This window comes from Polaribacter sp., from assembly GCF_024639685.1.
Lineage (GTDB): Bacteria > Bacteroidota > Bacteroidia > Flavobacteriales > Flavobacteriaceae > Polaribacter.
The window spans coordinates 165,197-190,704 of the sequence record NZ_JAHEHX010000021.1 but is presented as its reverse complement, the minus strand read 5'-3'; the positions used below and the strand labels follow the sequence as shown (position 1 = coordinate 190,704).

At 29.9% G+C, this 25,508-nt stretch carries 22 protein-coding genes, 1 other RNA gene and 1 pseudogene; 11 read left to right on the top strand and 13 right to left on the bottom strand.

Annotated features, from left to right (window positions below; genetic code table 11):
* Nucleotides 1-2 precede the first annotated feature (2 nt).
* From Q0L44_RS10450 to Q0L44_RS10425, 6 genes are all read right to left on the bottom strand, one after another.
* Nucleotides 3-2,714 carry an N-6 DNA methylase gene (locus tag Q0L44_RS10450; protein WP_296638214.1) on the bottom strand — a complete coding sequence of 904 codons (2,712 nt, stop codon included), beginning with the start codon at nt 2,712-2,714 and terminating at the stop codon, nt 3-5.
* A 68-nt stretch (nt 2,715-2,782) separates the two neighbouring features.
* Nucleotides 2,783-4,138 carry a hypothetical protein gene (locus Q0L44_RS10445; protein WP_296638211.1) on the bottom strand — a complete coding sequence of 452 codons (1,356 nt, stop codon included), beginning with the start codon at nt 4,136-4,138 and terminating at the stop codon, nt 2,783-2,785.
* Nucleotides 4,131-6,749 carry an AAA family ATPase gene (locus Q0L44_RS10440; RefSeq protein ID WP_296638209.1) on the bottom strand — a complete coding sequence of 873 codons (2,619 nt, stop codon included), beginning with the start codon at nt 6,747-6,749 and terminating at the stop codon, nt 4,131-4,133. The genes Q0L44_RS10445 and Q0L44_RS10440 overlap by 8 nt, the downstream gene beginning before the upstream one ends.
* A 69-nt stretch (nt 6,750-6,818) precedes the next feature.
* Nucleotides 6,819-6,998, bottom strand: coding sequence for a hypothetical protein (locus tag Q0L44_RS10435; RefSeq protein WP_296638206.1), 180 nt, complete (start codon nt 6,996-6,998; stop codon nt 6,819-6,821).
* Entirely contained in the window at nt 6,991-7,185 is a 195-nt protein-coding gene (locus Q0L44_RS10430; RefSeq protein WP_296638203.1) for a helix-turn-helix transcriptional regulator, read from the bottom strand. The genes Q0L44_RS10435 and Q0L44_RS10430 overlap by 8 nt, the downstream gene beginning before the upstream one ends.
* A gap of 57 nt (nt 7,186-7,242) precedes the next feature.
* Nucleotides 7,243-7,740 (bottom strand): hypothetical protein, encoded by a 498-nt coding sequence (locus tag Q0L44_RS10425; protein WP_296638200.1) that lies wholly within the window; start codon nt 7,738-7,740, stop codon nt 7,243-7,245.
* A 265-nt stretch (nt 7,741-8,005) separates the two neighbouring features.
* Here Q0L44_RS10425 and Q0L44_RS10420 point away from each other — a divergent pair, with 265 nt between their 5' ends.
* The 3 genes and pseudogenes from Q0L44_RS10420 to Q0L44_RS11590 all read left to right on the top strand — a co-directional run.
* Nucleotides 8,006-8,872, top strand: a complete 867-nt coding sequence (locus tag Q0L44_RS10420; RefSeq protein WP_296638198.1) for a hypothetical protein — start codon at nt 8,006-8,008, stop codon at nt 8,870-8,872.
* Between the two features lie 76 nt (nt 8,873-8,948).
* The gene (locus Q0L44_RS10415) at nt 8,949-9,092 is read left to right on the top strand and encodes a hypothetical protein (protein WP_296638195.1); all 144 of its coding nucleotides are present in this window, start codon (nt 8,949-8,951) and stop codon (nt 9,090-9,092) included.
* Nucleotides 9,089-10,033 (top strand): annotated as a pseudogene (locus tag Q0L44_RS11590) (recombinase family protein); the annotation flags it as partial. The gene Q0L44_RS10415 and the pseudogene Q0L44_RS11590, both read left to right, overlap by 4 nt.
* A 565-nt stretch (nt 10,034-10,598) precedes the next feature.
* On the opposite strand, the gene ssrA reads toward Q0L44_RS11590, so the two are convergent.
* Nucleotides 10,599-10,992: a transfer-messenger RNA gene (gene ssrA, locus Q0L44_RS10410) on the bottom strand.
* 222 nt (nt 10,993-11,214) lie between these two features.
* Between ssrA and Q0L44_RS10405 the strand changes: the two genes are divergently transcribed.
* Both Q0L44_RS10405 and Q0L44_RS10400 read left to right on the top strand, forming a co-directional pair.
* Entirely contained in the window at nt 11,215-12,420 is a 1,206-nt protein-coding gene (locus Q0L44_RS10405; protein WP_296638192.1) for an NAD(P)-dependent oxidoreductase, read from the top strand.
* Between the two features lie 30 nt (nt 12,421-12,450).
* Nucleotides 12,451-12,678 carry a DUF3820 family protein gene (locus Q0L44_RS10400; RefSeq protein ID WP_296638189.1) on the top strand — a complete coding sequence of 76 codons (228 nt, stop codon included), beginning with the start codon at nt 12,451-12,453 and terminating at the stop codon, nt 12,676-12,678.
* A 2-nt stretch (nt 12,679-12,680) separates the two neighbouring features.
* Here the strand turns inward: Q0L44_RS10400 and Q0L44_RS10395 are convergent, their stop codons facing one another.
* Together Q0L44_RS10395 and kdsA are read right to left on the bottom strand one after the other, a co-directional pair.
* Nucleotides 12,681-13,241 (bottom strand): hypothetical protein, encoded by a 561-nt coding sequence (locus Q0L44_RS10395; RefSeq protein WP_296638188.1) that lies wholly within the window; start codon nt 13,239-13,241, stop codon nt 12,681-12,683.
* 223 nt (nt 13,242-13,464) lie between these two features.
* Nucleotides 13,465-14,283, bottom strand: a complete 819-nt coding sequence (gene kdsA / locus Q0L44_RS10390; RefSeq protein ID WP_296638185.1) for a 3-deoxy-8-phosphooctulonate synthase — start codon at nt 14,281-14,283, stop codon at nt 13,465-13,467.
* Nucleotides 14,284-14,350: 67 nt separating this feature from the next.
* On the opposite strand from kdsA, the gene Q0L44_RS10385 reads away from it, so the two are divergent.
* Together Q0L44_RS10385 and Q0L44_RS10380 are read left to right on the top strand one after the other, a co-directional pair.
* Complete coding sequence (locus Q0L44_RS10385) at nt 14,351-15,358, top strand: M28 family peptidase (RefSeq protein WP_296638180.1); 1,008 nt, start codon at nt 14,351-14,353, stop codon at nt 15,356-15,358.
* Nucleotides 15,359-15,473: 115 nt separating this feature from the next.
* Complete coding sequence (locus Q0L44_RS10380; RefSeq protein WP_296638176.1) at nt 15,474-16,826, top strand: Mur ligase family protein; 1,353 nt, start codon at nt 15,474-15,476, stop codon at nt 16,824-16,826.
* On the opposite strand, the gene Q0L44_RS10375 is transcribed toward Q0L44_RS10380, so the two are convergent.
* Together Q0L44_RS10375 and trkA are read right to left on the bottom strand one after the other, a co-directional pair.
* Nucleotides 16,823-18,322, bottom strand: a complete 1,500-nt coding sequence (locus Q0L44_RS10375) for a potassium transporter TrkG (RefSeq protein ID WP_296638174.1) — start codon at nt 18,320-18,322, stop codon at nt 16,823-16,825. The genes Q0L44_RS10380 and Q0L44_RS10375 overlap by 4 nt on opposite strands.
* A 1-nt stretch (nt 18,323) precedes the next feature.
* Complete coding sequence (gene trkA / locus Q0L44_RS10370) at nt 18,324-19,670, bottom strand: Trk system potassium transporter TrkA (protein WP_296638171.1); 1,347 nt, start codon at nt 19,668-19,670, stop codon at nt 18,324-18,326.
* 113 nt (nt 19,671-19,783) lie between these two features.
* Between trkA and radC the strand changes: the two genes are divergently transcribed.
* From radC to Q0L44_RS10355, 3 genes are all read left to right on the top strand, one after another.
* Nucleotides 19,784-20,437, top strand: coding sequence for a DNA repair protein RadC (gene radC / locus Q0L44_RS10365; RefSeq protein WP_296638169.1), 654 nt, complete (start codon nt 19,784-19,786; stop codon nt 20,435-20,437).
* 70 nt (nt 20,438-20,507) lie between these two features.
* Nucleotides 20,508-21,812 carry a polysaccharide deacetylase family protein gene (locus Q0L44_RS10360; protein WP_296638166.1) on the top strand — a complete coding sequence of 435 codons (1,305 nt, stop codon included), beginning with the start codon at nt 20,508-20,510 and terminating at the stop codon, nt 21,810-21,812.
* Entirely contained in the window at nt 21,813-22,721 is a 909-nt protein-coding gene (locus tag Q0L44_RS10355; protein ID WP_296638165.1) for a hypothetical protein, read from the top strand. It abuts the gene before it with no gap.
* On the opposite strand, the gene Q0L44_RS10350 is transcribed toward Q0L44_RS10355, so the two are convergent.
* Entirely contained in the window at nt 22,711-23,322 is a 612-nt protein-coding gene (locus Q0L44_RS10350; RefSeq protein WP_296638162.1) for a DapH/DapD/GlmU-related protein, read from the bottom strand. The two genes, Q0L44_RS10355 and Q0L44_RS10350, sit on opposite strands and share 11 nt — an antisense overlap.
* The gene (locus Q0L44_RS10345) at nt 23,323-24,573 is read right to left on the bottom strand and encodes an oligosaccharide flippase family protein (protein ID WP_296638160.1); all 1,251 of its coding nucleotides are present in this window, start codon (nt 24,571-24,573) and stop codon (nt 23,323-23,325) included. It abuts the gene before it with no gap.
* 79 nt (nt 24,574-24,652) lie between these two features.
* Between Q0L44_RS10345 and Q0L44_RS10340 the strand changes: the two genes are divergently transcribed.
* Nucleotides 24,653-25,345 (top strand): YjjG family noncanonical pyrimidine nucleotidase, encoded by a 693-nt coding sequence (locus Q0L44_RS10340; RefSeq protein ID WP_296638142.1) that lies wholly within the window; start codon nt 24,653-24,655, stop codon nt 25,343-25,345.
* Nucleotides 25,346-25,508 lie beyond the last annotated feature (163 nt).

The window sequence follows — 25,508 nt, the reverse complement described above, 5'->3', positions numbered from 1 at the left end:
TTTTATGCCCATATTACTTCTTTTCTAATTAAATCTAAAATTTTATGGGTTTCCGTTTTTCTTAATAAAATATCATTGCTTTTATATTTATGTAATAGACCTTTTTTAAAATGATTTATTAAAATCTCATCAGTTCTTTCGTAGAATTCGGTTTTTAAAATATCTTTTTCATAATATGTTTCTAGAATCTCTTTTACTGTCTTTTTTACTGCTTCTAGGTTTACTGTATTTACCTTTAGGATTTCAATTTCGGCTTCTAGCTTTTCAATTGATTTTTTTGATTTTGCAGTTTCGTCTTTTTCTTTTAAAGCTTTTACTTTTGTTTCTGCTTCTTCTTGTTCATCTTGTAAGTTTTTAATTTTTTCATTATAATCAGAAATGATTTTAGAACAATCTAGAGTGTTTGGAGCGTATTCAATATCATATAAATCATTTGGTCTTGGGTTTTCACTTTTTGTAGTTCTTTTATAACCTACATTTTCAGCTTCTGCCATAAAAACATCATAATCAATGTCCATTTCTTTTGCAACTTCTCCAAAAACCCACCAAGCATTATAATGGCCAAAGATTTCTGTTTCTTTTTCCATTTTTGATAATTCGATAATTTCTGGAAGGTATTTTGTAATCAATTCTTTTACTTCCAATAGTTTATCTTCTTCTGTTATATAATCTTTTAAAAATCTATATAATACAGTTTTTTCTTCTTTTGGCTTTAAGTCTTTAACAGAAGGTAGCCTTTTACGGTCTTTATCCTCTAGATAGACCTTTATTAGGTTAAGAGATCTTGTTTTTAATAAACTCCATTCCTTACCATATTTATCCCATTGTGTATTCCATTTATCAATTTCAGATACTTTCTTTTTTTGAGCAAAAAGAATACTTGTCTTAGTTGAAGTAAATGGTTCGAAAGTTACTTGAGGTAAACTTACAATTGCTTTAATCTGAAAATACTTGAATAAAAACAAACGAATGTACTTGTTTTCAGTAGTATCAAAAACACTTTCAGGCAAAACAACTCCTAGTCTCCCACCTTCTTTTAAAAGTTGGTAATAACGCTCTAAAAACAAGTTTTCAGAATTCTTTTTCTTTCCGAATAAGAAATATTTATCTACTTCCTCTTTTGAATCGTTTATGTTTACACTAAATGGCGGATTTGAAATAATTATATCAAATTGTTCATTAACTCCTATATTCCCTTTTGCCTTATTATATACATTATGACCAGTTTCATAACTAGCTAATTTTGAATTAGTGTACTTAGAGTAGGTTTGTAAACTTTTTAATCCATCATCTTTGAACGTATTACTACTACCATCACCGTGTAAAATCATATTTACTTTTGTAGAAACTGTTAAGCTATATGAATTATCTATTCCATAAATGTATTCTTCTGCCCAATCATTTGGCTTTTCGGCTGGAAATAGTTTTTTAAGTTTTGATTTTTTAGTGTTCGTTAATTTGAAATCGTGCTTTGAAAATTCTTTAGTAATTATTTTCATTGCTTGAATTAAAAAGGTGCCACTGCCAGTACTAGGATCAATTATGTATGGTAAAGAATAATCTTTTTCAAATTTCTCAATAGCTAATTCATCAACTTTCATAGCATAAACTAAAAAGTCAACAACATTTGTTGTTGTGAAAAATTGACCCTTTGATTGTTTGAATTTTTCTCTGTTTGTTTCTTCAAAGAAATGCCCTAGAATATCTTTTTTCTGTGTTTTAATACTTTTGGAGAACGAATAATTTTGAAGTTCTTTTACAAGAAAATATAAACTTTGTAAAGATATTTTTTCGGTAGTTAAAATATTTCCTACGTTTTTTAAATCTTCTTCTGTATAGTTTAATTTGTTTTGAAGAGCATCTTTGTAGCATTGGTTTATACGATCAAAGAATTTATTTTGGTCATCATAATCTTTGTCGTAAATCTGACATCTATATTTTTCTCCTTCAATGGTTTCGTCTTCGTCATAAATTTTGGTTAGTAAAAATTGAACTAAGAAAATATAAGCTTCATTATCCTCAACTCCAGAACTCCAAAGTGTATTATGTATGTTTCTTCTAATTTCGGACATCTTTGTCTCTGAAATAGAAAGTAAATCAGAATCATCTTCATCTTTAACTCGCTCTTTCAATTTTGGTTTGCCATAATTGAAAGGTATTTCTAAACCAAAAGTTTTATCCTTTTCTTCTAGCCAATCATCATATTCTTTATATTCATCTTTTTCAATTAAATACATTCTATCTGCTAGTTCTTCACTAGTGTCCAATGAGTAGTAGACAAGATATTTTACTTTGGTTTTGTTCTGTTTTTGCTCTAAATCGGAAAGTTCAAAAAGTTGCCCTTTTATATCTTTTTCTCCATCTTCAAACATATCAGGTGCTTTAACCTCAATGTATAAAAATGGGTTACCAGTTTTATCTTTAACTATAACGTCAATTCGCGCAGAATCATCTTTGTTTTTTTGTTTTTCCCTGCCAATACTACCTCTTACATAGTACTTTTCGAGTTCAATATTTTTTTCAGAATATCCAAGTTCGTTAACAAGTTTGTCAATTAAAAAAGCTCTTACAACTTCTTCTGGTCCAAGTTTTTCAATTTTCGGTTTAGTAATATCTTTTGAATATTCAACTTTGGATTTGTCAAGATCGATTTTCGCTACCTTATTCTTGCTTTTAGCAAGTTTGTCTTTTGTTAATTTTTTCCAATCACTCATTATATATTTTCTCTTTTTTCAAGTAATTCTGCTTGTTGTTCTAATTGTTGTTTTTGTTCCAACATTACTTATTTTAATATTTTTTCTACTTTACTGATTAATCCCTCTCTTGTTGATTTAAACAGTTCGCTCAAATTCGTTTTCGTCTCTATATTATTTTCTAATAATTCTCTGTTAATTATAGGTAATTGAAATGCTTTAATAGATATTTCTTTTCCATCCGCTAAAGCATCTTTAATTATTAATTCTGTTTCTTCTTCCTGCACTTGCTTAATTGTATTAGGATAGAATAATATAATTTCATTAACCTCAAATCTCACGGCATAGGCAAGCATTTGATATAGATCGTTCTGAGAAATTCCTTTTTTTGGGTCTTTTTCATCAGAATAAACAATCTTATATTTTGTGTCAGCAATCAGAGATTTATCATTTGTTTTTAGCCATAAATCCGGCTTTAGATTAAAGGCTTTTCCTTCATCTAAATAAGTGTCACTCCTCTGAGATTTGGCTTTTACAGCCTCTAATTCTTTCTCAATAAAACCAAAAATAAAATCTTCAAAAACATATTCCATTGGAAGAAGGAAAGCGAAAAGTTTTAAATCATTTTTATAGTCAAACGAAATACAGTTGGTGAGAAACAATTGGCAATAATCACGAACTGTTTCAAACTCACCAAACATTAGATTGAATGAGATTCTGGAACATTGTTCAGCTGTAGCTCTTTCGTCCGTTACTTCATCTAATATAAAAAGGATTTCCCTCAAGTTCTTCTTGTTATCCTGGCTCGAGGTAACATTAAATAGGAGAGTAGTAACATACTTTATTATGCGATTGAATTCATTATCAAAAACGAAAGCATCATATGTACAATTGAGTTTGTGCCATTTACCTTTGCTTAAGTTTTCGTTAATGTATTCGTTAGTATTTAGTCTTCCTTTGATAAATGATAATTCACGATTTACTTCTTCATATTGCTGGTAGATAGATGAATTTAAAAGTTCGCGGGTGTATTTTGAGAATAGATAAATTAAAACTTCAAAAAAATCACTTTTTGCACTACCTAATGAAACTTGATAATTGGGAAATTTAATTTTGCGACAATAACTTAGCCACCAAAGAATGTGGTTTTGGATTTGATTTACTTCATTTTTTGAATAATCTTTTTCAGGATCAAAAAATATCTTCGGTAATAAATTAATTTTATTTCCCTCGTAATGGATTACACCAACATATTTATTTGATTTTAATTCATTTGACTTATGTATGAATTGAAGGAATCTTTGTGACTCTATTTTATCGTTCTCATTTTTAGAGTAGAATGAATTCTTTTCACGACTATTCCAGATTTCATCAAGAAATCCTTCCAAGCCCTTAAATGAGTCTTGAATATCTATCTTATTTTGATATTCAAAAAGATTAATCATTTTTACCTGTGATTTTTAATGGCCAATTATTTTCTTCAATAGCAAGACCTACAGAATTTAGTATTCCTTTGACTTCTTTTTCGTCATTCATGTAATATTCAAGTAGAAGAGGAATCACTTTTTTGTTCATTCTCTCAATCAAATTTTTATTTTCTCCCATGAAATAAGCATGACCTATTTGAAAATCGTGACCTTTTGATTTAATGATTTGCTGATTGATTTTTTTTAGAATATCTACATCATAGATTTCTTGACCTTGGATTTCATATTTCGGATACATTGATTCAAACTCAAATCTTCTTCTAAGAGCGATATCCAATAATGCTATTGATTTGTCAGCAGTATTCATAGTGCCAATTATGAATAAATTGGATGGAACAATAAATGGATCTCCTGAAGGTAACTTTGCTTCTAATGGAATTTTTCCATGAGATCTTTTGTCAGGCTCAATTAATGTAATAAGCTCTCCAAAAACTCTTGAAATGTTAGCTCGGTTTATTTCATCAATAATAATTACATAGTTTTTTCGCCTTACTTTTTTTAGTCCCTCAGCTTTCTTTGGTAATAGTTTAAGTATTTCAGAGTAAACCAAGTAGTAATAAGTGGCATGTTGATTAGCTAGGCCAGAAATATTATCTAGTTTTTTTATGTCTTTTCGACTTTTGATATCATTTCTATAGAATTCTTTTAAATCACTAAATTTCATTCTCAAACCATTAGTATGGTTTGTCCATCTCTGACCAGTATATCTAAATGCATCATCTTCAACCTCAAATATGTAAGCAGTATCGTTTATTTTAAAGTTATCTTCACTTTCCAATACTTTATCAGCAAAATATTCCAAACCTTTATCAAATTTTGCTTCACTTGAAAGTTCCTCAGGTGCCTTCTCAACTAGTTTTAAATTTTCTAGTGCTTTATCAGCAATCTTTTTAAATACACCATCTTTTTTATCAAATACTAATGAAGATTTATTGTCCGTTTCGGGTCTTAGCCCTTGAATAAAATCTTCATAACTATAATTTTGGTGAAAAGTGATAAATTCAATTTGATTATGTAGGTTTGTTTTGAAAATCTCAAGAGCTTCATCGTATGAGTTAATCTTTCTATTTTCAATAATTTCTGCAGCTTTAAGAACAGTATTGTAAGTTTTTCCAGTTCCAGGGGGGCCATACAAAATAGTATTTAGTGGATATTTCATATCAATATTTTTAGTAACAATTTTATTCAATTCAATTTTTAATAGCTTTGATAATCTTTCAACATAATCAGGATATTTCGTTATGTCGGTCAGTGTCTTAACCACAATATCTCCAGCTTCATCAGTCCATTCACCATTTGATTTCCAGTTTATAGCTCTCCTGCTTTTATATTCCTCTTGAGTGTCATCGAAAAAATACTCACTACTAACTTCACCCCATCCAACATAATCTCTTTTCCCTTTTTTTGCTATAACGATGTCACCGGGTTTTATGACAGAAGCAAATTCGAAACAGGCTAACGCATCATTTTTTTTACTCCCCGTTTCATTATTTACCCTCCTTAATTCTGCTGCAATTTCATCTTTAGTTTTATACTGGTTAAGATCTCCAATTTCGTCCCAGCCAATGGCTACAATGTTTTTCTTGTAAAAATCATCCCATTTCCTTGCCTTTTCACCCGGTGCATATAGCCAAAAATTTCGCATTTGATTTATTAATATAGATCTAACTTGGTCTCCAATCAATTCATCTATTTCAATTAGATCATTAACAATATTCTCTACAATATTAATATCGTCCAGCTTATATGATTTTTTATTTCCTATACTTTTAGCTCCGTTCCAATCGATCCATTCTAATTGGTCAGGTAGATCTTCGATTAGATTATGAAATAATGCTTTAGAATTATTGTCCTCAAAGTGAAGTTCAAGATATAATTTACCTCTTCTAGAAATAAACTCATAATGAGCAGGTTTTCTACCTATTATGTTGTCGGAGTCTTCAACCCATACATACCTGCTGTTTTCTCTAAGTGATTTACATTTGAAACCAGCTTTTACTATTTTTCTTTCAGCACTTTTTATGATTTTATAAAAGGTTGGATTTGAATTTGTTTTTTTAATTGAAACAACTTGGTCTATGTGGGGAATTTGTTTGTCGTACTCAGTAAGATATAGTTCTCCAATTAAACTGACTAATTCATTGGGTGCTTCTGTCAAGTATGCTCCTTGGTTAAGACTTAATTCAGAATTATAGAAAACTTTGTTTTTAGACCTTATTTGATCTAGTTCCCCTCTATTTGATTCTTGAAGCAATATTTTTCTATCCAACGGTGGATTAATTTCAACGTAATCTTTAAGCGAAATTATATATGCAGGTCCGTCCCAATCCGTTCCTTTCGCTCCCTTACCCTCCCTAAAGGCTGAAGATGCAATCGATACTCCAGTTATCGCTTTGTTATCCGTTAAATGAAGTACAACGTCGCCACCTTTAACATCACGCATCGAGCTGTATATATCAGCGCCTCTTTTATCTTTAGTAGGAGACCATAAGGCCTTGCCTAAACTTAGGTCACCACTGTTTCGATCGATTCTTTTTTTGACTATTGATTTTTCTATCCAAACTTTCATTTTGTATAATTTTTGTTCATTTCATTCAACCTTTACGCAGCATAATTCGCAAACCATCCTTTAAAATCATTAAACAACCTTTTCCTTTTTGCCCTCAAAAGCCTCTTTTAAAACTGCTTGCATAAGCATTTGAGCATCAGCTTCACTAGTTTTTATATCTTCCTCCAAGGCTTGACATTTTTGCATTAGAGTTTCTACTTTTTTCACCATTGCTTTTATGTCTGATTCTGATAGATCTTTTTTATTCATGGTCAGATTGAATTAATTCTTTAGGGTCAATATTGAATAGTTTTGCAATTTCAAATAGTACTTCTAGTCGAGGTTGCTGTCTGTTCTGCACATAGCCATTTACCATATTATAGCTCTTACCGAGCTTATTAGCAAGCCAAATTTGCTTAATGCCTTTCTCTTTAAGTACTTCTTTGATACGGTTCATAGTTACTGAAATAGTAGGCACAATATAACTAAAAACATCTCATTTTTCGTTTACTTTTTAACTAAATCTTCTACCAAATATCACAATTGCTAAAATAGTAGTCATACCAACAGATATGGGGGTTATTAAAGGTTTCTTATTGTTTTCTTTTGGTCTTCCTGATCCAATTAATGACTCTGCAATTTTTAGTCGACTTTTATATTTATCCACTTCTACCAATGCTTGTTTTAAGGCGTAATTAGATTCATCACGGTCGTGAATGGCTTTGTTAGATCGTTGTTGCATATTGGAAGCGTATTCATCAGTAGTGTCCCGCTGCGCTTTTAACTTTTGAATTTCCTTATTCTTTAACTCTAAAGCTCTTTCTAATTTCACTTCTTTTGGTGTGGGTTCACCAATTGTACTATAATCATTTTTATGATGTTCTATAAGTGTTAGTGCCCATTCAGATACACTCACGTTATATTTTGCTGCGAGTCTTACATATTCAGCTTTTTGAGCAGCAGAGACCCTTGTGCTTAGGGTTACGTTTCTATAATGCATGTTGTTTTCCATTGTTTTTGTTGTATTTAAGTTATTAATCTACAGCCTGTTGGCTTGGTGTTTACTCAAGGACATCTCACAGTCTTTATTTTTACTCACTTTTCGTGATTGTTTCAAAAAATAAAAATTATTTCCTTTAATAATTTCTCATTGTTTTTCTACAATGAGTTCATCGTTGGAATCCAAGATATGTATAAATTTTATTAAAAAGTAGTAATATTACTGCTTTTATTTGCAACTTTTTTGTTTCTTTGTTTTTATGGAAAATAAATTCGTTTTGGATCCTTATTTCGGTGAGACAATAGACCCCGATAGTTTGATTAATTACATCTACACGCCATTGTTTTTAAAAACAAAAATTGATGTGTTATATTTTGATATTTTAAACTGGGAGAAGTATGATTTACTGGATATTGACCTTGGTTTAGGTACTGTAAAAACCGACTATAAAAAAACAGCCATCAGCTTTGTGCAATACGTTTGGATTAAAATGGTAGAGGCATTAATTAAGTATGGTTTTTCTTATGATGACATAAGGGCAATTAGAGCCAAATTGGGTCAAAAATTGCATTTCGAGCTTAATTACAACCAAAAGATTGCAGAGAATAAAGCACTGCAAACGTCAGATAATCACAAAGAAGGGTACGTAACTGACTTTGAGAAGTATGTTTTCACTACCATAGCATTTAAGAATAAGTATCATTTTTTCTTTTATAACAATGCACCAACAGATTTTTTTGTTTTTGATGATGATTTAATTAGAGATTTTAATGAAGCAAACATGGGAGATTATTTTTTTCAGAAATTTAATAAAGACCATTTTAGCTTTTCTTTCTATAAAATATTTGAACCTTTTCTCCACGGCGATTCACATCAATTTGACAACAGGTCAATTTCAATGCTTTCAGATGAAGAAGATAAAGTACTCAGAATGATAAGACGGAATTATAATGAGTTAAAATCCATTACAATCAGGTTTAACCAGTCTAAGCCAACTCATTTAGAAATAAAAACAACAAAGCAAGTTTCAGCAGAAAGTCGAATTATGGAACACATTCAAAAAAGAGATTATTCAACCATTGTTATTCAAACAGTTGATGGGTGTGTAGTTAATTTTGAAAACACAAAAAAATATAAATTATGATACTGAACACATCAGATCAATTGATACGTCACAATCCTATTGTAACAAGCAAAGGAATTGTACATACATCAAAATCATGTTATCAGATTATGAATGCAAAATCATTTTAAATAAAAACAGAAAAGAAAAACTAACCAACGAAGAAGTACAACAAATCAAAGCTTTCTTTGAGCTCATTGCCAATGCTCAATTAGAAGCTTTTCAAAATTCTAAGCAATGAAAAGAGCTGTAATCATGTCAAGAGTCAGTAGTGACGAACAAGCCAAAGGGTTTAGTTTGGGTGTTCAATTTGAGCAGCTAACAAACTATTGCAAGCGAAAGGATATTGAGGTTGTTGCGCATTATAAAGAAGACCACTCCGCTAAAAACTTCAATCGTCCTGAATTTCAAAACTTTTTGAGATTCGCAAAGAAGAATAAGAAGACCATTGATTATTTATTAGTCACCACTTGGGACCGCTTTTCCAGGAATGTAACAGATTCATTTTTAATGATTCGTCAATTAAAAGAAATGGGAATAGAAGTTCAAGCTATTGAACAACCCATTGATTTTAGCATTCCTGAAAGCAAAGCAATGCTCGCCATTAATTTAGTATTCCCTGAAATAGATAATGATCGCAGGTCGATAAAGATACGAGGTGGAATCAGAGGGTCTTTAAAAGCAGGTCGTTGGTGCAGAATGGCACCTGTAGGTTATGTAAATAGGAGGGATGCAAATAACATACCCATTATTCAGCCCAGCCCAAAGGCTAAATTTATTCAATTTGCATATAAGGGAATCATAAAAGGGAAAACCCAAGCAGCTATTCGTGAAGAATTGGGTAGTAAAGGATTTAAAGTCAGTAGAAACAATTTATCACTTTTATTGAAAAATCCTGTGTACATGGGTAAAATTGTCGTTCCAAAAGAAGGAGAGGAGCAGGAACAGTGGATTGAGGGTATTCATCAAGGAATTATTTCTGAGAAATTATTTTACCAAGTTCAAGAAAAATTGTCCGAACGCCAAAAGAAAAGAAATCGACCTATTTATAATACACTTCGAGAAGAGCTTCCATTAAGAGGTATCTTACATTGCTCCAAATGCCAGTCGAAAATGACTGGTAGTCCTTCAAAGAGCTGCACGGGTAAAAAGTATTTTTATTATCATTGTAATCATTGTAAAAAAGAACGATTCTCAGCGAATAAAGTCAATACGGTTTTTGAATCTATTTTAGATGATTTTCAATTTACCAAACAATCAAAAGTTCTGTATAAAGAGGTTTTAAAGTCTTTATCTGGAGTTAATCAAAAAGACAGAGCAAGGAAAAGAAAAAAGTTAGAGAAGGAGTTAGCTTCCGCAAATCAAAGAATTGAAAATCTACAAGATTTATTAGTAGACGGAACTATATCTCCTAAAGTCTATGGTCAAACATTAAATCGATATACAAAGCAACGCGATCAAATCACTTCTAGTTTGAATGGACTCAATACCTCAGATTCTGAATATAAGGGTCTTATTGAAAATGCGTTTCAGCATTTAGAAAATTTTAAACAAACCTATACCAACAGTGCAATTGCTCATAAAAAGAAGTTGATTAGTTCGATTTTTCCAGAAAAAATAGAATTTGACGGAAAAAAATGTCGAACTACAAAAATCAATGATGTGTTGAGGTATATCTTACAGATAGACAAGGAGTTAGGTGAAAATAAAAAGGGACAAATCTCAAAAAATATGAGTTTGTCCCGTGTGGTGGAGACGCCGAGAATCGAACTCGGGTCCAAACAAGCAGCTAAAAAGCTTTCTACATATTTAGTTCTTTCTTGGTTTTCGTTCAAAAGCTGATTAAGAACAACCCACTTTTAACTTAGCTTTTTTAGTTTCAAAAACCTGCCAAAGCCACAAGTTTTCTATGTTTATTTTTACGATGCCCATAATTGAAACGCCATAAACCAAGGCTTTTCGTGGACATAAAGCTTGCTCACCTAGTGAGCCGAGGCTTAATCCTACTATAATTCAGATTAGGCAGCTAAAGCGTAGTTATCTTCGCCGTTTAAAAAGTTGAAATAAGTTTTACAAGAATCATTTCACTTCTTGATATGCTTACAATTCTACTGTCCTTGCTGTCAAAACCAGTCGTCCCCATTAATGAACTTATGATTTCTTTTTATAAGAACATTCGTGTTATTTAAATAAATTATTTGTCGTAATTTGTTTTAACAATTTACTCATAAATATTTTAAAGTAAATAACGATTTGCAAAAATACAAAAACATTCATATTACTATTTAAGAAACCATTTTATTTTAAATAATATTTTAAACCACATATTTTCATTTTATCTTTAGGGTCTAATAAAATACTTGATGAAATTCGGAATTATAAAAGAACGTAAAAATCCACCAGATAGAAGAGTGGTTTTTTCTCCTAGTAAATTAGCTCAATTAAAATCAGAATTTCCTGAATCAAAAGTTGTTGTAGAGCAATCAGATATTCGAATTTTTAGTGATGCTGAATATCAAAATAAAAATATTAAAGTAACAGATGATATTTCGGACTGTGATGTACTTTTAGGTGTGAAAGAGGTTCCTATAGGTGCTTTGATTAATAATAAAAAATATTTTTTCTTTAGTCATACCATTAAGAAACAGCCTTATAATAGAGCTTTGTTACAAGCTGTTCTAGATAAAAATATTGAACTTTATGATCATGAAACAATTATTAAAGCTAATGGAGCAAGATTAATTGGTTTTGGAAGATATGCAGGTATTGTTGGCGCTTATAATGGTTTTAGAGCAATTGGGTTAACATCAGAAACATTTAAACTACCAAAAGCAGAATCTTTAGATAGTCAGCAAGAGTTGATTACTCAACTAAAAAACATTTCATTTTCTCCTATCAAAATTTTATTAACAGGAAATGGTAAAGTAGCTTATGGTGCTAAAGAAATGCTAGATGCAATGAACATTAAAGAAGTTTCTGTAGAAGACTATTTAAATAAAGCATTTCATGAAACAGTTTATTGCTTGGCAGATGTGTTAGATTATAATAAAAGAAAAGATGGCCTAGTGATCAATAATTTCGATTTTTATAAGCATCCAGAGAAATACGAATCTAACTTTATGCGTTTTGCTGCAGTTACTGATTTTTTTATAGCAGGTCATTTTTATGGAGATGGAGCCCCATTTTTATTTACAAGAGAAGATGCTAAACATGAAAATTTTAAAATAAATTATGTAGCAGATATTTCTTGTGATATAGATGGGCCAGTGGCTTCAACTATAAAAGCGTCTACCATAGAAAATCCTGTTTATGGTTATGATCCTTTAAAAGAAGATGAGGTAAATTATAAAAATGAAAATGCTATAGTAGTAATGGCAGTAGATAATTTACCTTGTGAGTTACCAAAAGATGCTAGTGAAGGTTTTGGAGAAATGTTTTTAGAACATGTTATTCCTGCTTTTTTTAATAATGATAAAGACGGAATCTTAAAAAGGGCAAAAATGACCGAAAACGGTAAACTAACCCCTAGATTTTCTTATCTACAGAATTATGTAGATGGCTTAGAATAGTAAATTTTAAATCACTTTTAATCTTAAAATTTGTTAGATAAAAATCAGCAATACCTTATTGACTTGGATAAAATGAAAATGCCTTTTGGTAAATATAAAGGCACTCATTTAATAGATTTACCTGAACATTATGTGGTTTGGTATTACAATAAAGGATTCCATAAAGGTAAATTAGGAGATCAACTTAAGTTAGTATATGAACTTAAAGTTAATGGTTTAGAAGATATTGTTAGAAAAATACAAAAAAAAATCACTTAATACTATTTGTTGTTAATGCCATAGGTAATATGTGAAACTCCAAGAATGTAAAATGAATAGTACCAATATGAAGGAATCATTATAGTAATAAGAGATAAAAAAAGACAAATCCCTACAATTATAAAGAGATCACGTTCCTTTTCTTGTTCAAAAACAGCTAAAATACAACTATAAGATACTAAGAAAATAGGAGTGATGTAGTTGAAGAAACTATTTTTATTAATAATAATTAAAACAATAAATAATCCGCATAGTGTAAGTGTATATTTAAAAAGAACTTTAATTATATCCTGGTGTATTTTATGAAGACCTAATTTTTTACTTTTTATTTTTTCTGCACTAAATATCGATATTGGAAATAGAAAAAAAGCGATAATAACCATTAATATGTTAAAATTCTGAATCTGATGTTTATCTTTTAAGACTAACATTTTATCAATCAAGTTTCCATCTTCCATAGTGTATTGAATACCATAAGAGAAAATTAAAATTACAATTCCAATCATTATACTACTTACTCCTCTAAAAGAAAAAAAGGGCACAATTTTTTGTTGTTGTTTCATAAATAGTTAAAATATAGATTGTTTTCTAGTTAAAAACCACTGTTATTTTTTTAAAAAGTTTTGTTTATGTTTAATCTTAGACTTTTAAGCTATTAAGTAATTTCAATTAACTACTTATTATAAAGAATTGAAAAATAGCAAAAACACTTTGTTATTCTCATCTTCAGCATAGCTGAAAGTAGGCATGCTATCGAATCGAAATAAAAGGTTTTATTTACTTTTTTTATAAATCTTTAATTGCCTTTCTTATGGTAACTAAGTTACTTAATAGACCTTCTAAATTATCTAAATGTAACATATTTGCACCATCAGATTTTGCATTTGAAGGATCAAAATGTGTTTCTATAAATAGACCATCTACATTGTTTACAACTCCAGCTCTTGCAATAGTTTCAATCATTTCGGGTCTACCACCTGTAACACCAACTGTTTGATTTGGTTGTTGTAAAGAATGCGTAACATCCAGTACTGTAGGTGCAAATTCGCGCATTTCAGGGATACCTCTAAAATCTACAATCATATCTTGGTAACCAAACATTGTTCCTCTATCTGTAATCCATGCTTTGTTATTACCAGCATCTTTTACTTTTTGAACGGCATGTTTCATGGCTCCAGGACTCATGAATTGGCCCTTTTTCAAGTTTACAACCTTTCCTGTTCTTGCAGCAGCAACCACTAAATCTGTTTGACGAACCAAAAATGCAGGTATCTGTAAAACATCTACATATTCTGCAGCCTTTGCAGCATCAGAAATTTCATGAATATCAGTAACTGTAGGTACATTAAACGTTTCTGAAACTTTTCGTAAAATTTTTAATGCTTTTTCATCACCAATTCCTGTAAAACTATCAATTCTACTTCTGTTTGCCTTTTTAAAACTTCCTTTAAAAATGTAAGGAATGGCTAATTTATCTGTAATAGAAATTACCTTTTCAGCAATTCGTAAAGCCATATCTTCACCTTCAATGGCACATGGACCACATAAAAGAAAAAAGTTATTAGTATCAGTGTGTTTTATATTTGGAATTTCAGATAGAATCATTGTAAATATTTTGTGCAAAAATACGGATTTAAATTAGTTATATTTATGCTTTTAAAATATGAAATTAATGAAAAAAATATTTATCACATTATTAGCTGCAGCCTCTTTAACAGCTTGTGATGCTACAAAGAAATCTACAGAAAAATCAGTAAAATCGGTAATAACCAAATCTGTAAAAACTTCCTTTTTTATAGACTCTGTTAGGGTTAAAAAACATTTATACACCTTAGCTTCTGATGATATGCAAGGCAGAAAATCAGGTACAGAGGGTATAGAAAAAGCAGCTCAGTATATAGAGAACGAATTCAAAAGAATAGGTTTAACCACTTTTGAAGGATTAGATTCTTACAGACAAACCTTCAATTTTACACCCAGAAGAAGTAAAGAAGAAATCACAAGTGCTAACATTATTGGAGTTTTAGAAGGTAATTCGAAAAAAGAGGAGTTTGTAATTATTTCTGCACATTATGATCATTTAGGGATGAAGAAAAGCGGAGACGGAGATCTAATTTATAATGGTGCAAATGATGATGCCTCTGGAGTAACAGGTGTTTTGGCCTTGGCTGAATATTTCAAGAAAATAGGTAATGAGAGAACCATTGTTTTTGCCGCTTTTACAGCAGAAGAAATGGGTTTAATTGGGTCTACGTATTTTGGTAAAGGTATAGATGCTGCCAAGTTTGTTGCTGGTATCAATTTAGAAATGATTGGTAAAACACCAAGTTTTGGTCCACATACAGCTTGGTTAACTGGTTTTGAAAGATCTAATTTTGGTAAAATAGTTCAGAAGAATTTAGAAGGTTCTGGTTATCAGCTCTTTCCTGATCCATATAAGAATTTTAATTTATTTTTTAGATCAGATAATGCTTCTTTGGCAAGGCTAGGTGTACCTTCTCATACGTTTTCTACAACTGCTATTGATGTAGATAAAGATTACCATCAGGTATCTGATGAAGCATCTACATTAAACATGTCTGTTATTACACAAACAATACAAGCTGTAGCTAAAGGGACTGAGAGTATTATAGATGGAAGAGATACTCCAACAAGAGTCGTTTTGAAGGAAAAAAAATAAAAGAATAAAGATTAGAAGTCTATTGTTTTCAATACAATGTTTTAAATAGTTTTACCTTAAAGATTTGCAATATTTGCAGATAGCTTTTGTATTTTTACTCTTTTAAAATTTAAGCATGAAAATTCATTTTATAGCCATTGGTGGAAGTGCAATGCACAACCTTGCTATTGCATTACACAAAAAAGGATATCAAATTTCAGGAAGCGATGACACCATTCATGATCCTTCCAAATCACGTTTAGAAAAATATAATTTATTACCAGAAAAATTTGGCTGGTTTCCTGAAAGAATTTCTGAAGATTTAGATGTAATTATTTTAGGAATGCATGCTAAAAAAGAAAATCCTGAATTACTAAAAGCTCAAGAATTAGGGTTGAAAATTTATTCTTATCCAGAATTTTTGTATGAGCAATCTAAAGATAAAACACGTGTTGTAATTGGTGGTTCACATGGTAAAACAACCATTACTTCTATGATTTTACATGTTTTAAATTATCATGATAGAGAGGTTGATTTTATGGTTGGTGCTCAGTTGGAAGGTTTTGATACTATGGTACACTTAACTGAATATAACGATTTTATTGTTTTGGAAGGTGATGAGTATTTAAGTTCACCTATAGACATGCGTCCTAAATTTCATCTGTATAAACCAAATATTGCTTTAATTAGTGGTATTGCATGGGATCATATAAATGTTTTTCCAACATTTGAAAACTATAAACAACAGTTTCAGATTTTTACAGATGCTATGGTAAATGGCGGAATTATGGTTTATAATGATCAAGATGAACATGTAAAGGGTGTTGTGGAATCTTCTGAAAATCATATTAAAAAATATCCTTATAAAACCCCAAATCACAGGATAGAAAATGGAATTACCTTTTTAGAAACAGAAGAAGGTGATTTACCTTTAGAAATATTTGGAAATCATAACTTACAAAATCTTGCTGGTGCAAAATGGGTTTGTCAACACATGGGTATTGATGAAGTTGATTTTTATGAAGCAATAGCAAGTTTTACAGGAGCTAGTAAACGATTAGAAAAAATTTCTGAAAATTCAGAAACAGTAATTTTTAAAGATTTTGCTCATAGTCCAAGTAAAGTTTTAGCAACTACTAAAGCAGTGAAAGAGCAGTATAAAAGTAGAACAATTATTACTTGTTTAGAACTTCATACTTACTCAAGTTTAAATGCAAAATTTTTAGCTGAATATAATGGTGCTTTAGATGCTGCAGATAAAGCTGTGGTATTCTATTCTCCTCATGCTCTTCAAATTAAACAATTAGAAACAATTTCTAAACAACAAATAGCTGATGCTTTTCAAAGAGATGATTTAATTATTTACACAAACCCGCAAGAATTTAAAGATTTTTTATTTATAGAGCAGCTAAAAAACACAGTACTTGTTTTAATGAGTTCGGGTAATTATGGTGGTTTAGATTTTGAAGCTTTAAAAGATTTGGTTTAATTTTTTCTCCAGAATAAAGGTGTAAATAAAATAAGAACCGTAAATAGTTCTAAACGACCTATTAACATTAAAAAGGAGCAAAACCATTTAGCTGGTGCACTTAAACGCGCAAAATTATCAACAGGACTTACAGAACCTATTGCAGGTCCAATATTACCTAAAGAAGAAGCAGCTGCTCCTAATGCAGAAATAAAATCTAAACCTAATAAAGTTAAGGTTACAGAAGCCATTATAAATATAAGCATATAAATAATAAAAAAAGAAATGATATTAAATACTATAGTTTGATTTACTGCTTTTCCATCATATCTTACAGGTAATATAGCGTTTGGATGAAGTGCTTTTTTAAATTCTAAAAAACTGTTTTTTAACATTACAATATGTCTTACCACTTTTACACCTCCACTAGTAGATCCTGCTGAACCTCCTGTAAAAAATAATGCAAAGAAAATTGCAGTTGCAAAATAATTCCACATTGTAAAATCTGCAGAAACAAATCCTGTTGTTGTAACTACTGAAGTTACCATAAATAGAGCATGTCTGATTGCACTTTCTGTTTTACCAAAAATTTCAGGGTGAGAAAGACTAGTTACCATTGTTTCATCTTTAAAAAAGATGATAATCATAGCAATTAAAATAGATATACTAAAAACTCCGAAGAAGTAGTATCTGAACTCTTCACTCTCATACACTTTTCTCACTTTTCCCTTTAATGCAAAGTAAGTAAGTATAAAGTTAGTACCTGCTACAAACATAAAAAATAAAATAATATATTGTATTATTGGTGCATTATTGTAAAAAGCAATACTGCTATTTTTTGTTGAAAACCCACCTGTACTAACTGTGGCCATAGCATGATTTATAGCATCAAACCAAGTCATACCAGCAGCTTTTAATAAAAAGAACTCAGCAAAGGTTAATACTACATAAATAAGATACAAACGTTTAGCAGTGTCTGTTATTCTAGGATGTAGTTTATCTGCAGATGGGCCAGGAGCTTCAGCCATAAAAAGCTGCATACCCCCAATACCTAAAAGTGGTAAAATGGCTATGGTTAAAACGATAATTCCCATTCCTCCAATCCAATGTGTGGCACTTCTCCAGAACAATATTCCTCGAGGCATAGACTCTATATCTGTTAAAATAGACGATCCAGTAGTAGAGTATCCTGATATGGTCTCAAAAAAAGCATTAGATATAGAAGGAATTGCACCAGATAATAAATAGGGTAACATTCCTGTAATCGATAGAATTAACCAACCAAGTGTTACAATTAAGTACCCTTCTTTTTTCTGAATATTTTTATGTGCAGGTTTATTAAAAAAGAACAAAAGTAACCCTATAAAAATAGTTATAATACCAGCATTTAAAATACCCCAGGCTTCTTGTTCATTAGAAAATAAACTAAAAGGAAACGCTATGAACATGAAACAGCCATTTAGGATAGCGGTTATGCCTAAAAAGCGGTAAATGATTTTAAAGTTTAAATTATTCATTTTAATTAAAAAAACGCTCTACTGTTCCTATAGCTTCTGGTAGGCAAAAAACAATTACTTTATCTCCATTTTGTATTTGCATATCTCCGAAAGACATTAATGCTTTACCATTTCTTATGACGCCACCAAAGACAGCTTCTCTTGGAAAACGTAAATCTTTAATAGGGTGTTTAGTTACTTTAGCATTTGGTCTTACTTCAAATTCAAAGACTTCAGCATCAATATTATGAAGGTTGGCTAATTCTAAAATTTCCCCTTTTCTAATATGTTTAAAAATGTTACTTGCAGCTATTAATTTTTTATTTATTAGAGATTGTATACCTATGGTTTGAGAAATATCGATGTAGTCCATATTTTCTACCAAAGCAATCGTTTTTTTTACTCCTTTAGATTTTGCAACTAAACAAGACATAATATTAGTTTCAGAGTTACCTGTAACTGCAATAAAAGCATCAGTTTCTCTAATGTTTTCCTCTTCAAGTAGTTCTAAATCTCTTCCATCTCCGTTAATTACTAAAGTATCACAAAGAGTTTCTGCTAATATTTCTGCTTTTTCTCTATTTTTTTCTATTAGTTTTACTTTAAAGTTGTCTTCACAAAGACTTCTTGCTGTTTTTTCTCCAATACTACTACCTCCTAAAATAAGTACATTTTTAATTTCAAACTGTTTTTTTCCGATAATAGGGTAAAGATCTTGCATACTATAATTGGGTACAGAAAAATAAACCTGATCGTCTATTTTATAGGTAGTATCTCCTCTTGGAATTATAGTCTGTGCAACATTTTCACGTTTAATAGCAATAGTAATAAAATCAACATTAGAGAACTTTTGCTTAGCTTCTTTAACGGTCAAATCTACTAGTGGAGATTTATAACTAAGCTCAGTACCCATAACATTAAAAAGACCGCTTTCAAAAGCAACAGTATCGTTAAATGAAGATTGATTTAAAAGTAACTTAATTTCATTTGCTGCTAATTCTTGAGGTGATATCATAAAGTCTAAACCAAACTTTGAGAAATCTACCTCACAATCATTTAAAAATTCAGGATTATCAATTCGAGCAATAGTTTTTTTAGCTCCTAAAGATTTACCAATAACAGAGATAGTAAAATTTGTATTTTGACTATCTGTGACAGCAATAAGTAGGTCTGCAGAATCAATACCAATTTCTTTTAACAATTTAATTGAAGTGGCATCCCCTTTCTGAGTAATTACGTCTAGGTGGTTGTTAATGTAGTTTAATTTTTCCCCATCAAAATCTATGATATAAGTATCTTGAGATTCATAAGAAAGTAATTTTGCTAAATGAAAACCTACATCTCCAGCACCTGCTATAATAATTTTCATAAAAAAATAATAATAACTGTCGACAAAGATACAAAAGTATACAAAGACTTCTTTTAAAAAGGTTTTTTCTTTTTTAAAGGTGATTTTTTGGTATTTTTAGAAAAAATTAAACTATGAAGAAACTCACTATAAAATCTTGGGCTAAGGGCAAAACAACTTTGTCTGATGCAGAACTAATTGCTATTTTAATAGGTTCTGGAAATAGGCAAGAAAGTGCAGTTGCTTTATCTAAACGAATTTTACAAACGGTTGATGGCAATATAAACGAACTCGCCAAACTTTCAGTTGAGAAGCTCTCTACGTTTAAAGGAATAGGAGAGGCAAAAGCAATTTCTATAATTACAGCCCTAGAATTGGGTAAAAGAAGACAATTAGAAACAGCTCTAGAGAAACCGAAAATTACAAGCAGTAAAGCAGTATTTGATTTAATGCAACCCATTATTGGAGATTTAGAACATGAAGAGTTTTGGGTGTTATTTTTAAACAATTCAAATAAAGTTTTAGCAAAAAGCCAAATGAGTAAAGGAGGATTAACAGCTACAATTGTAGATGTTAGATTGTTGTTTAAGAGGGCTTTAGAATTAGCATCTGTAGGTATGATTGTGTGCCATAATCATCCCTCAGGAAAATTAGAACCAAGCCAAGCAGATAAACAACTTACAGAAAAAATAAGATTAGCTGGTTCAACTTTAGATATAAAACTCTTAGACCATCTTATAATTACCGAAAAATGGTATTTTAGCTTTGCAGATGAGGGAGTTTTGTAGTAAATAAGTTCGCAGATATAGTCTGTAATTTATTGTAAACAGGCAGTTAGGCTGCTAATTAACAAAGACAATGATTTTAATTTATTCACATAAAATAACACCTAGAGTTCGCTATATTTTTAAACATATAGTAACAAGAACTTTATTAATACCTGTTAGTTTTACAAGTAAAGTAGAGGAATTTGTTGCACATAATGGCCCTAAGATTAGTTATACAAAAACACCTCTGGGAAACGAATTTTTTATTAAAAGCAATGAATTACTTTTTGAGCAAGGTGTTAACGATTTAGATATTATAATTCGTAATTGGGAAAATGTGCCTTGTTTTTTTGCAACCAATTCAAAATCATCAATTCCATACGATATTTTTGCAGCCAGCTTTTATTTAATATCTCGTTATGAAGAGTATTTACCTCACGTAAAGGATAAACATGGTAGGTTTACTGCAGAACAAAGTTTAGCTTTTAAAAAGGGGTTTTTAGAAAAACCTGTAGTTGATATTTGGGCATTTAAATTTCTACAAGTTTTAAAAGAAAAATTTCCAGAATATGAGTACAGCAAAAGAAACTATAATTATATTTCTACAATAGATATAGACAATGCTTTTGCTTACAAGCATAAAAGTTTTGTGAGAAATGTTGGAGGTTACCTCAATGATATATTTAAATTTAGGATATTAAATGTTGTTAGTCGGTTAGCTGTAAATTTAAATTTAAAGAGCGACCCTTACCACACATTCAATACGATATTAAGATTACAAAATACTTATAATGTTAAAACCATTTTCTTTTTCTTAGTGGGCGATTATACCACCTTTGATACGAATGTTTCCGTTGCTAAAAGTAAGTACAGATTGCTTATTAAAGAAATGGTAGATTATGCAAGAGTTGGTTTGCATCCTTCTTATTTTTCGATGCAAAACTCAGCCTTAATAAAAAAAGAAAAAGAACGTTTAGAGAGCATTACAAACACACCACTAAAAAGTTCTAGACAACATTATTTACGATTCAGTTTACCAGAAACCTATCAACTTTTAATAGATTTAGAAATAGAGGAAGATTATTCAATGGGTTATGCAAGTAATGTAGGTTTTAGAGCTGGTACTTGTACTCCTTTTTATTTTTACGATTTAGATTTTGAAATTCAAACTCCTTTAAAGGTTTTTCCATTTGCATTAATGGATACTACTTTAAACGATTATATGAAACTGACCCCAAAACAATCTTTGGGTAGAATAAGAGATTTAAGAAATGAGGTAAAAGCTGTAAATGGTACATTTATAACCTTATTTCATAATGAAACTTTAAGCGATTATTTACGTTGGAAAGGTTGGAAACGTTTGTACGAATCTATGTTAAAAATTGCAACTTCATAGATGGTAAAATACGTTAAAAGAGAAGATTTAGAAGTCGCTAAATATAACGTTTGTATAGAAAAAGCTATTCAATCAAGGGTTTATGCATTTTCTTGGTACTTAGATATTGTTGCAGAAAACTGGTCTGTTTTAGTGTTCGAAGATTATAAAGCTGTTATGCCTATTTGTTGGCGTAAAAAAGGTTTTGTAAAATATGTGTATCCACCTTTTTGGGTATTGGAATTAGGTGTTTTTTCAGTTGATGAGGATTTAGATTTTCAACAGTTTTATAAAGTGTTGTTTTCTAAATTTAAGTTTGCAGAAAGTAAATTAAATACTGGTATTAGTATTCAGCAAAAGGCTTCTTTTTTAGTCAATAGGCAAATGCAAATCTTAGAGCTAAATAGGGATACTAACAAAATACTAGAGAGTTTTAGAAAAGACAGAAAAAAGGACTTGCAAAAAGCTGAGAAAGCAGAACTCCAATTAAAATGGAATGATGATCCTATAAAATTGATACAATTATTTAAGAATAATGTAGGGCAAAGAACGCCTTTTATAGTAGAGAAAGACTATTCTAATTTATTACAATTATTAACCATTAGCATTGCAAAAAAAGTAGGAGAGGTGTTGTCTATTTATAACGATAATAATGATCTAGTAGCTTCAGGATTTTTCTTAAAACATAAAAATACTGTAACAATTTTAGTGTCCTCTACCGATTTTAATTTCAGAAAAAATGGTGAGAATACTTTCCTGATTCATACTGCAATTCGAAAGTATCATAACAAATATCAATTCTTTAATTTTGGAGGCTCTTCTATGAAAAGTATCGCTAATTATTTTTTAAGTTTTGGATCAGAAACAAAAGAATATCAACAAATAAATTACAATAATCTACCTGCTTTTATAAAGTTGTTTAAACGTTAGTATTTAAAAATGCTTGATATTTATTTGGGACATTTTTGTTGAAAATAATTTCAGATAAATCTTCAATGTATTTTTCTTTTTCTTTGATTGGTTTGCATGGGTTGCCAACTGCAATTGAATTGTCTGGAATATCTTTATTAACCAATGAGTTTGCACCAATGATTACATTATTACCGATAGTAATTTCAGGCAAAATAGTTGAGTTTGCTCCAATCCAAACATTATTTCCAATAATAATTGGTTTGCCTTTTTTGTGCTCTCTTAAATTATCAGTTCTATGGTTTGATGAGATGATAGAAACTCCTGGGCCAAGTTCTATGTTTGAGCCAAAAATAATTCCATTGTTAGCTTGAATATAGTTATTGAGATTATCACCAGGATCACATAGAATTCCTTTTTGAATTTTTTCTGGGGCTAATACTTTTGAAGTGAAATGCACAGGCCATTTCACTTTTGGATTTAAGCGAAATATTTTTTGAGGTATAAAATAATGAAAGAACAAAATATAATAACGTTGATAGCCATATTTTGGTCTAAAGTATTGAGGATAGAATAAATTCACAATCCACCCAAAAAAAATATAGTCTAATTTTCTAAACATCTATTTGTTATTTTTTAATTGTTTTAAAAAATAATTTAAAAGCACTAAATAACCAATTCCACCAAATAAAGATACTACAATTACTGTAACTAATATATCATTCAAGAATGCCCCTAAATAAATAGCAATAAAGTTTATAGCAAATAAGTAGCAATTAAAAAAAAGTCCAGTTTTATTCTTATCTAGAACTACAATTAAGCTGCTTATGGGGTTAAAAGTACTTCTCGCAATAATTAGAAAAGATAAAATTAAAATAAAGCTTCTTAAATCAGCCCATTGGTTTTCAAAAAAATATTCTAAGATTGAGATTCCAATTGTGTTTATGACTAAAACAAAGCAACTCATTAACACTAAATTTAAAGCAACTATCTTCTTCGTTTTCTTAAAAAGATTTCTGTCTTTATTTTTTTTTAGGTCAATAGATTCCTTAAAGTAAACTTGAGAAATAGAGGATGATATTAAAAATAACGGTGTAGCTAAAATCTTAGTACTAAAAAAATATACTCCTGCTTTTTCAACCCCAAAAAAAAACAAAATTAATATAGGCATTAAATTATGACCAAGACTATTTATAACATTAGAGGGAAGTAAATAGCTAATAATACTTGAATTGGTTTTTATTTCAGTTTTAATTTTATTGAAATTTATTTTTCCTAGATTTTTGTTATGTTGATAAAAGTTAAAAACCAGTACGGTAAATTGTGAAATACAGAATCCATAAATTAACCCTAAAATTGGAAAAGAGGTATAAAATAAATACTGAAATAAGACTGTGAAAAAGGCAGTGAAAATTTTAGTATTAGATAAAATTAAAAACCTTTTATCAAAGGTATATAAGTGTTGATGCTTAAGATTGTAAGTAACTAATAAAGAACCAAAAAAAGCCAAAATTAAAATAGTAGAATTTAATTTTTCTAATTCAATTACCATTGAAAAAGACATTAATAACAAAAAAACTAATGTTATAACTATAGGTATACTAAAAGTTAAAAAACGAAACCATTGCCTACTTTCTTCTTTAGATTTTGCAGTTACTATACAGTTTTCTAATTGTAGAGTACCAATAATAGAACTTACACTAACAATACTAATAAAAAAACCAAAATATCCATATGCATTTTCACCATACAATTTTGCGATATAAATACCTATAAAAACAGTTATCGCTTGGGCTATTAAAGTACCCCTAAACATGATAAGAATGTTTTTTAAGAAAGAAGATACCGTCTTTTTGTTTACTTTAGTAGTCAAATGTGTTTTTTTTCAAAAATACATAAAAAATGTTTTTCCTTTTAAAACTTTAATTAACAAAGCTAAACTTTAAAAAGCAATGAAAAAAAACACGATTCAACATATTTTTTTTGATTTAGATCACACACTTTGGGATTTTGAAAAAAATTCTGATTTGGCTTTTCAAAAAGTATTTGAAAAACAAAAAATAATAATTGATTTAGACAAGTTTTTAGAAGTCTATAAACCTTTAAATTTAGAGTTTTGGAGGCTCTACAGAGAAGAAAAAATTACAAAGAGTGAGCTTAGATATCGTAGACTAAAAAATACTTTTGAAGCTATTAATTTTGAAATATCTGACGATTTAATAGATATCATAGCTATTGAATATATCAATTTTCTGCCTCATTTTAACCATTTATTTGCTGGTACTTTCGAAATACTAGATTACCTGAAAGACAAGTATGACTTGCACATTATAACCAATGGATTTGAGGAAATTCAGGCGAAAAAGATGGCGTCTTCTAAAATTCTAGATTATTTTGATGTGATTGTTACCTCAGAATCTGTGGGTGTTAAAAAGCCAAATCCTAGAGTTTTTGAATTTGCTCTAGAGAAAGCAAATGCAACTAAAAATAATTCAATAATGATTGGAGATAGTATTGAAGCAGATATTTATGGAGCAATCAATTCTGGAATAAAAGCAATTCATTGTAATTTTGATAATGAGACTATAGATAATTCAGATTTTGAAAGTATTACAGCACTGAATGAATTAAAGCAATATCTATAATTGTAATAACGTTAAGACTTAAACATTTAATTATGAAAATTATACTTAGAATAAGTATAATTTGCTGTTTCTTGGTATTCAACTCTAGTCATGAAGAGTTAGATTTTGATCAAATAAATGAGTATATATACAAGCCAGTAATTATATCTTCACTAACTTTTTC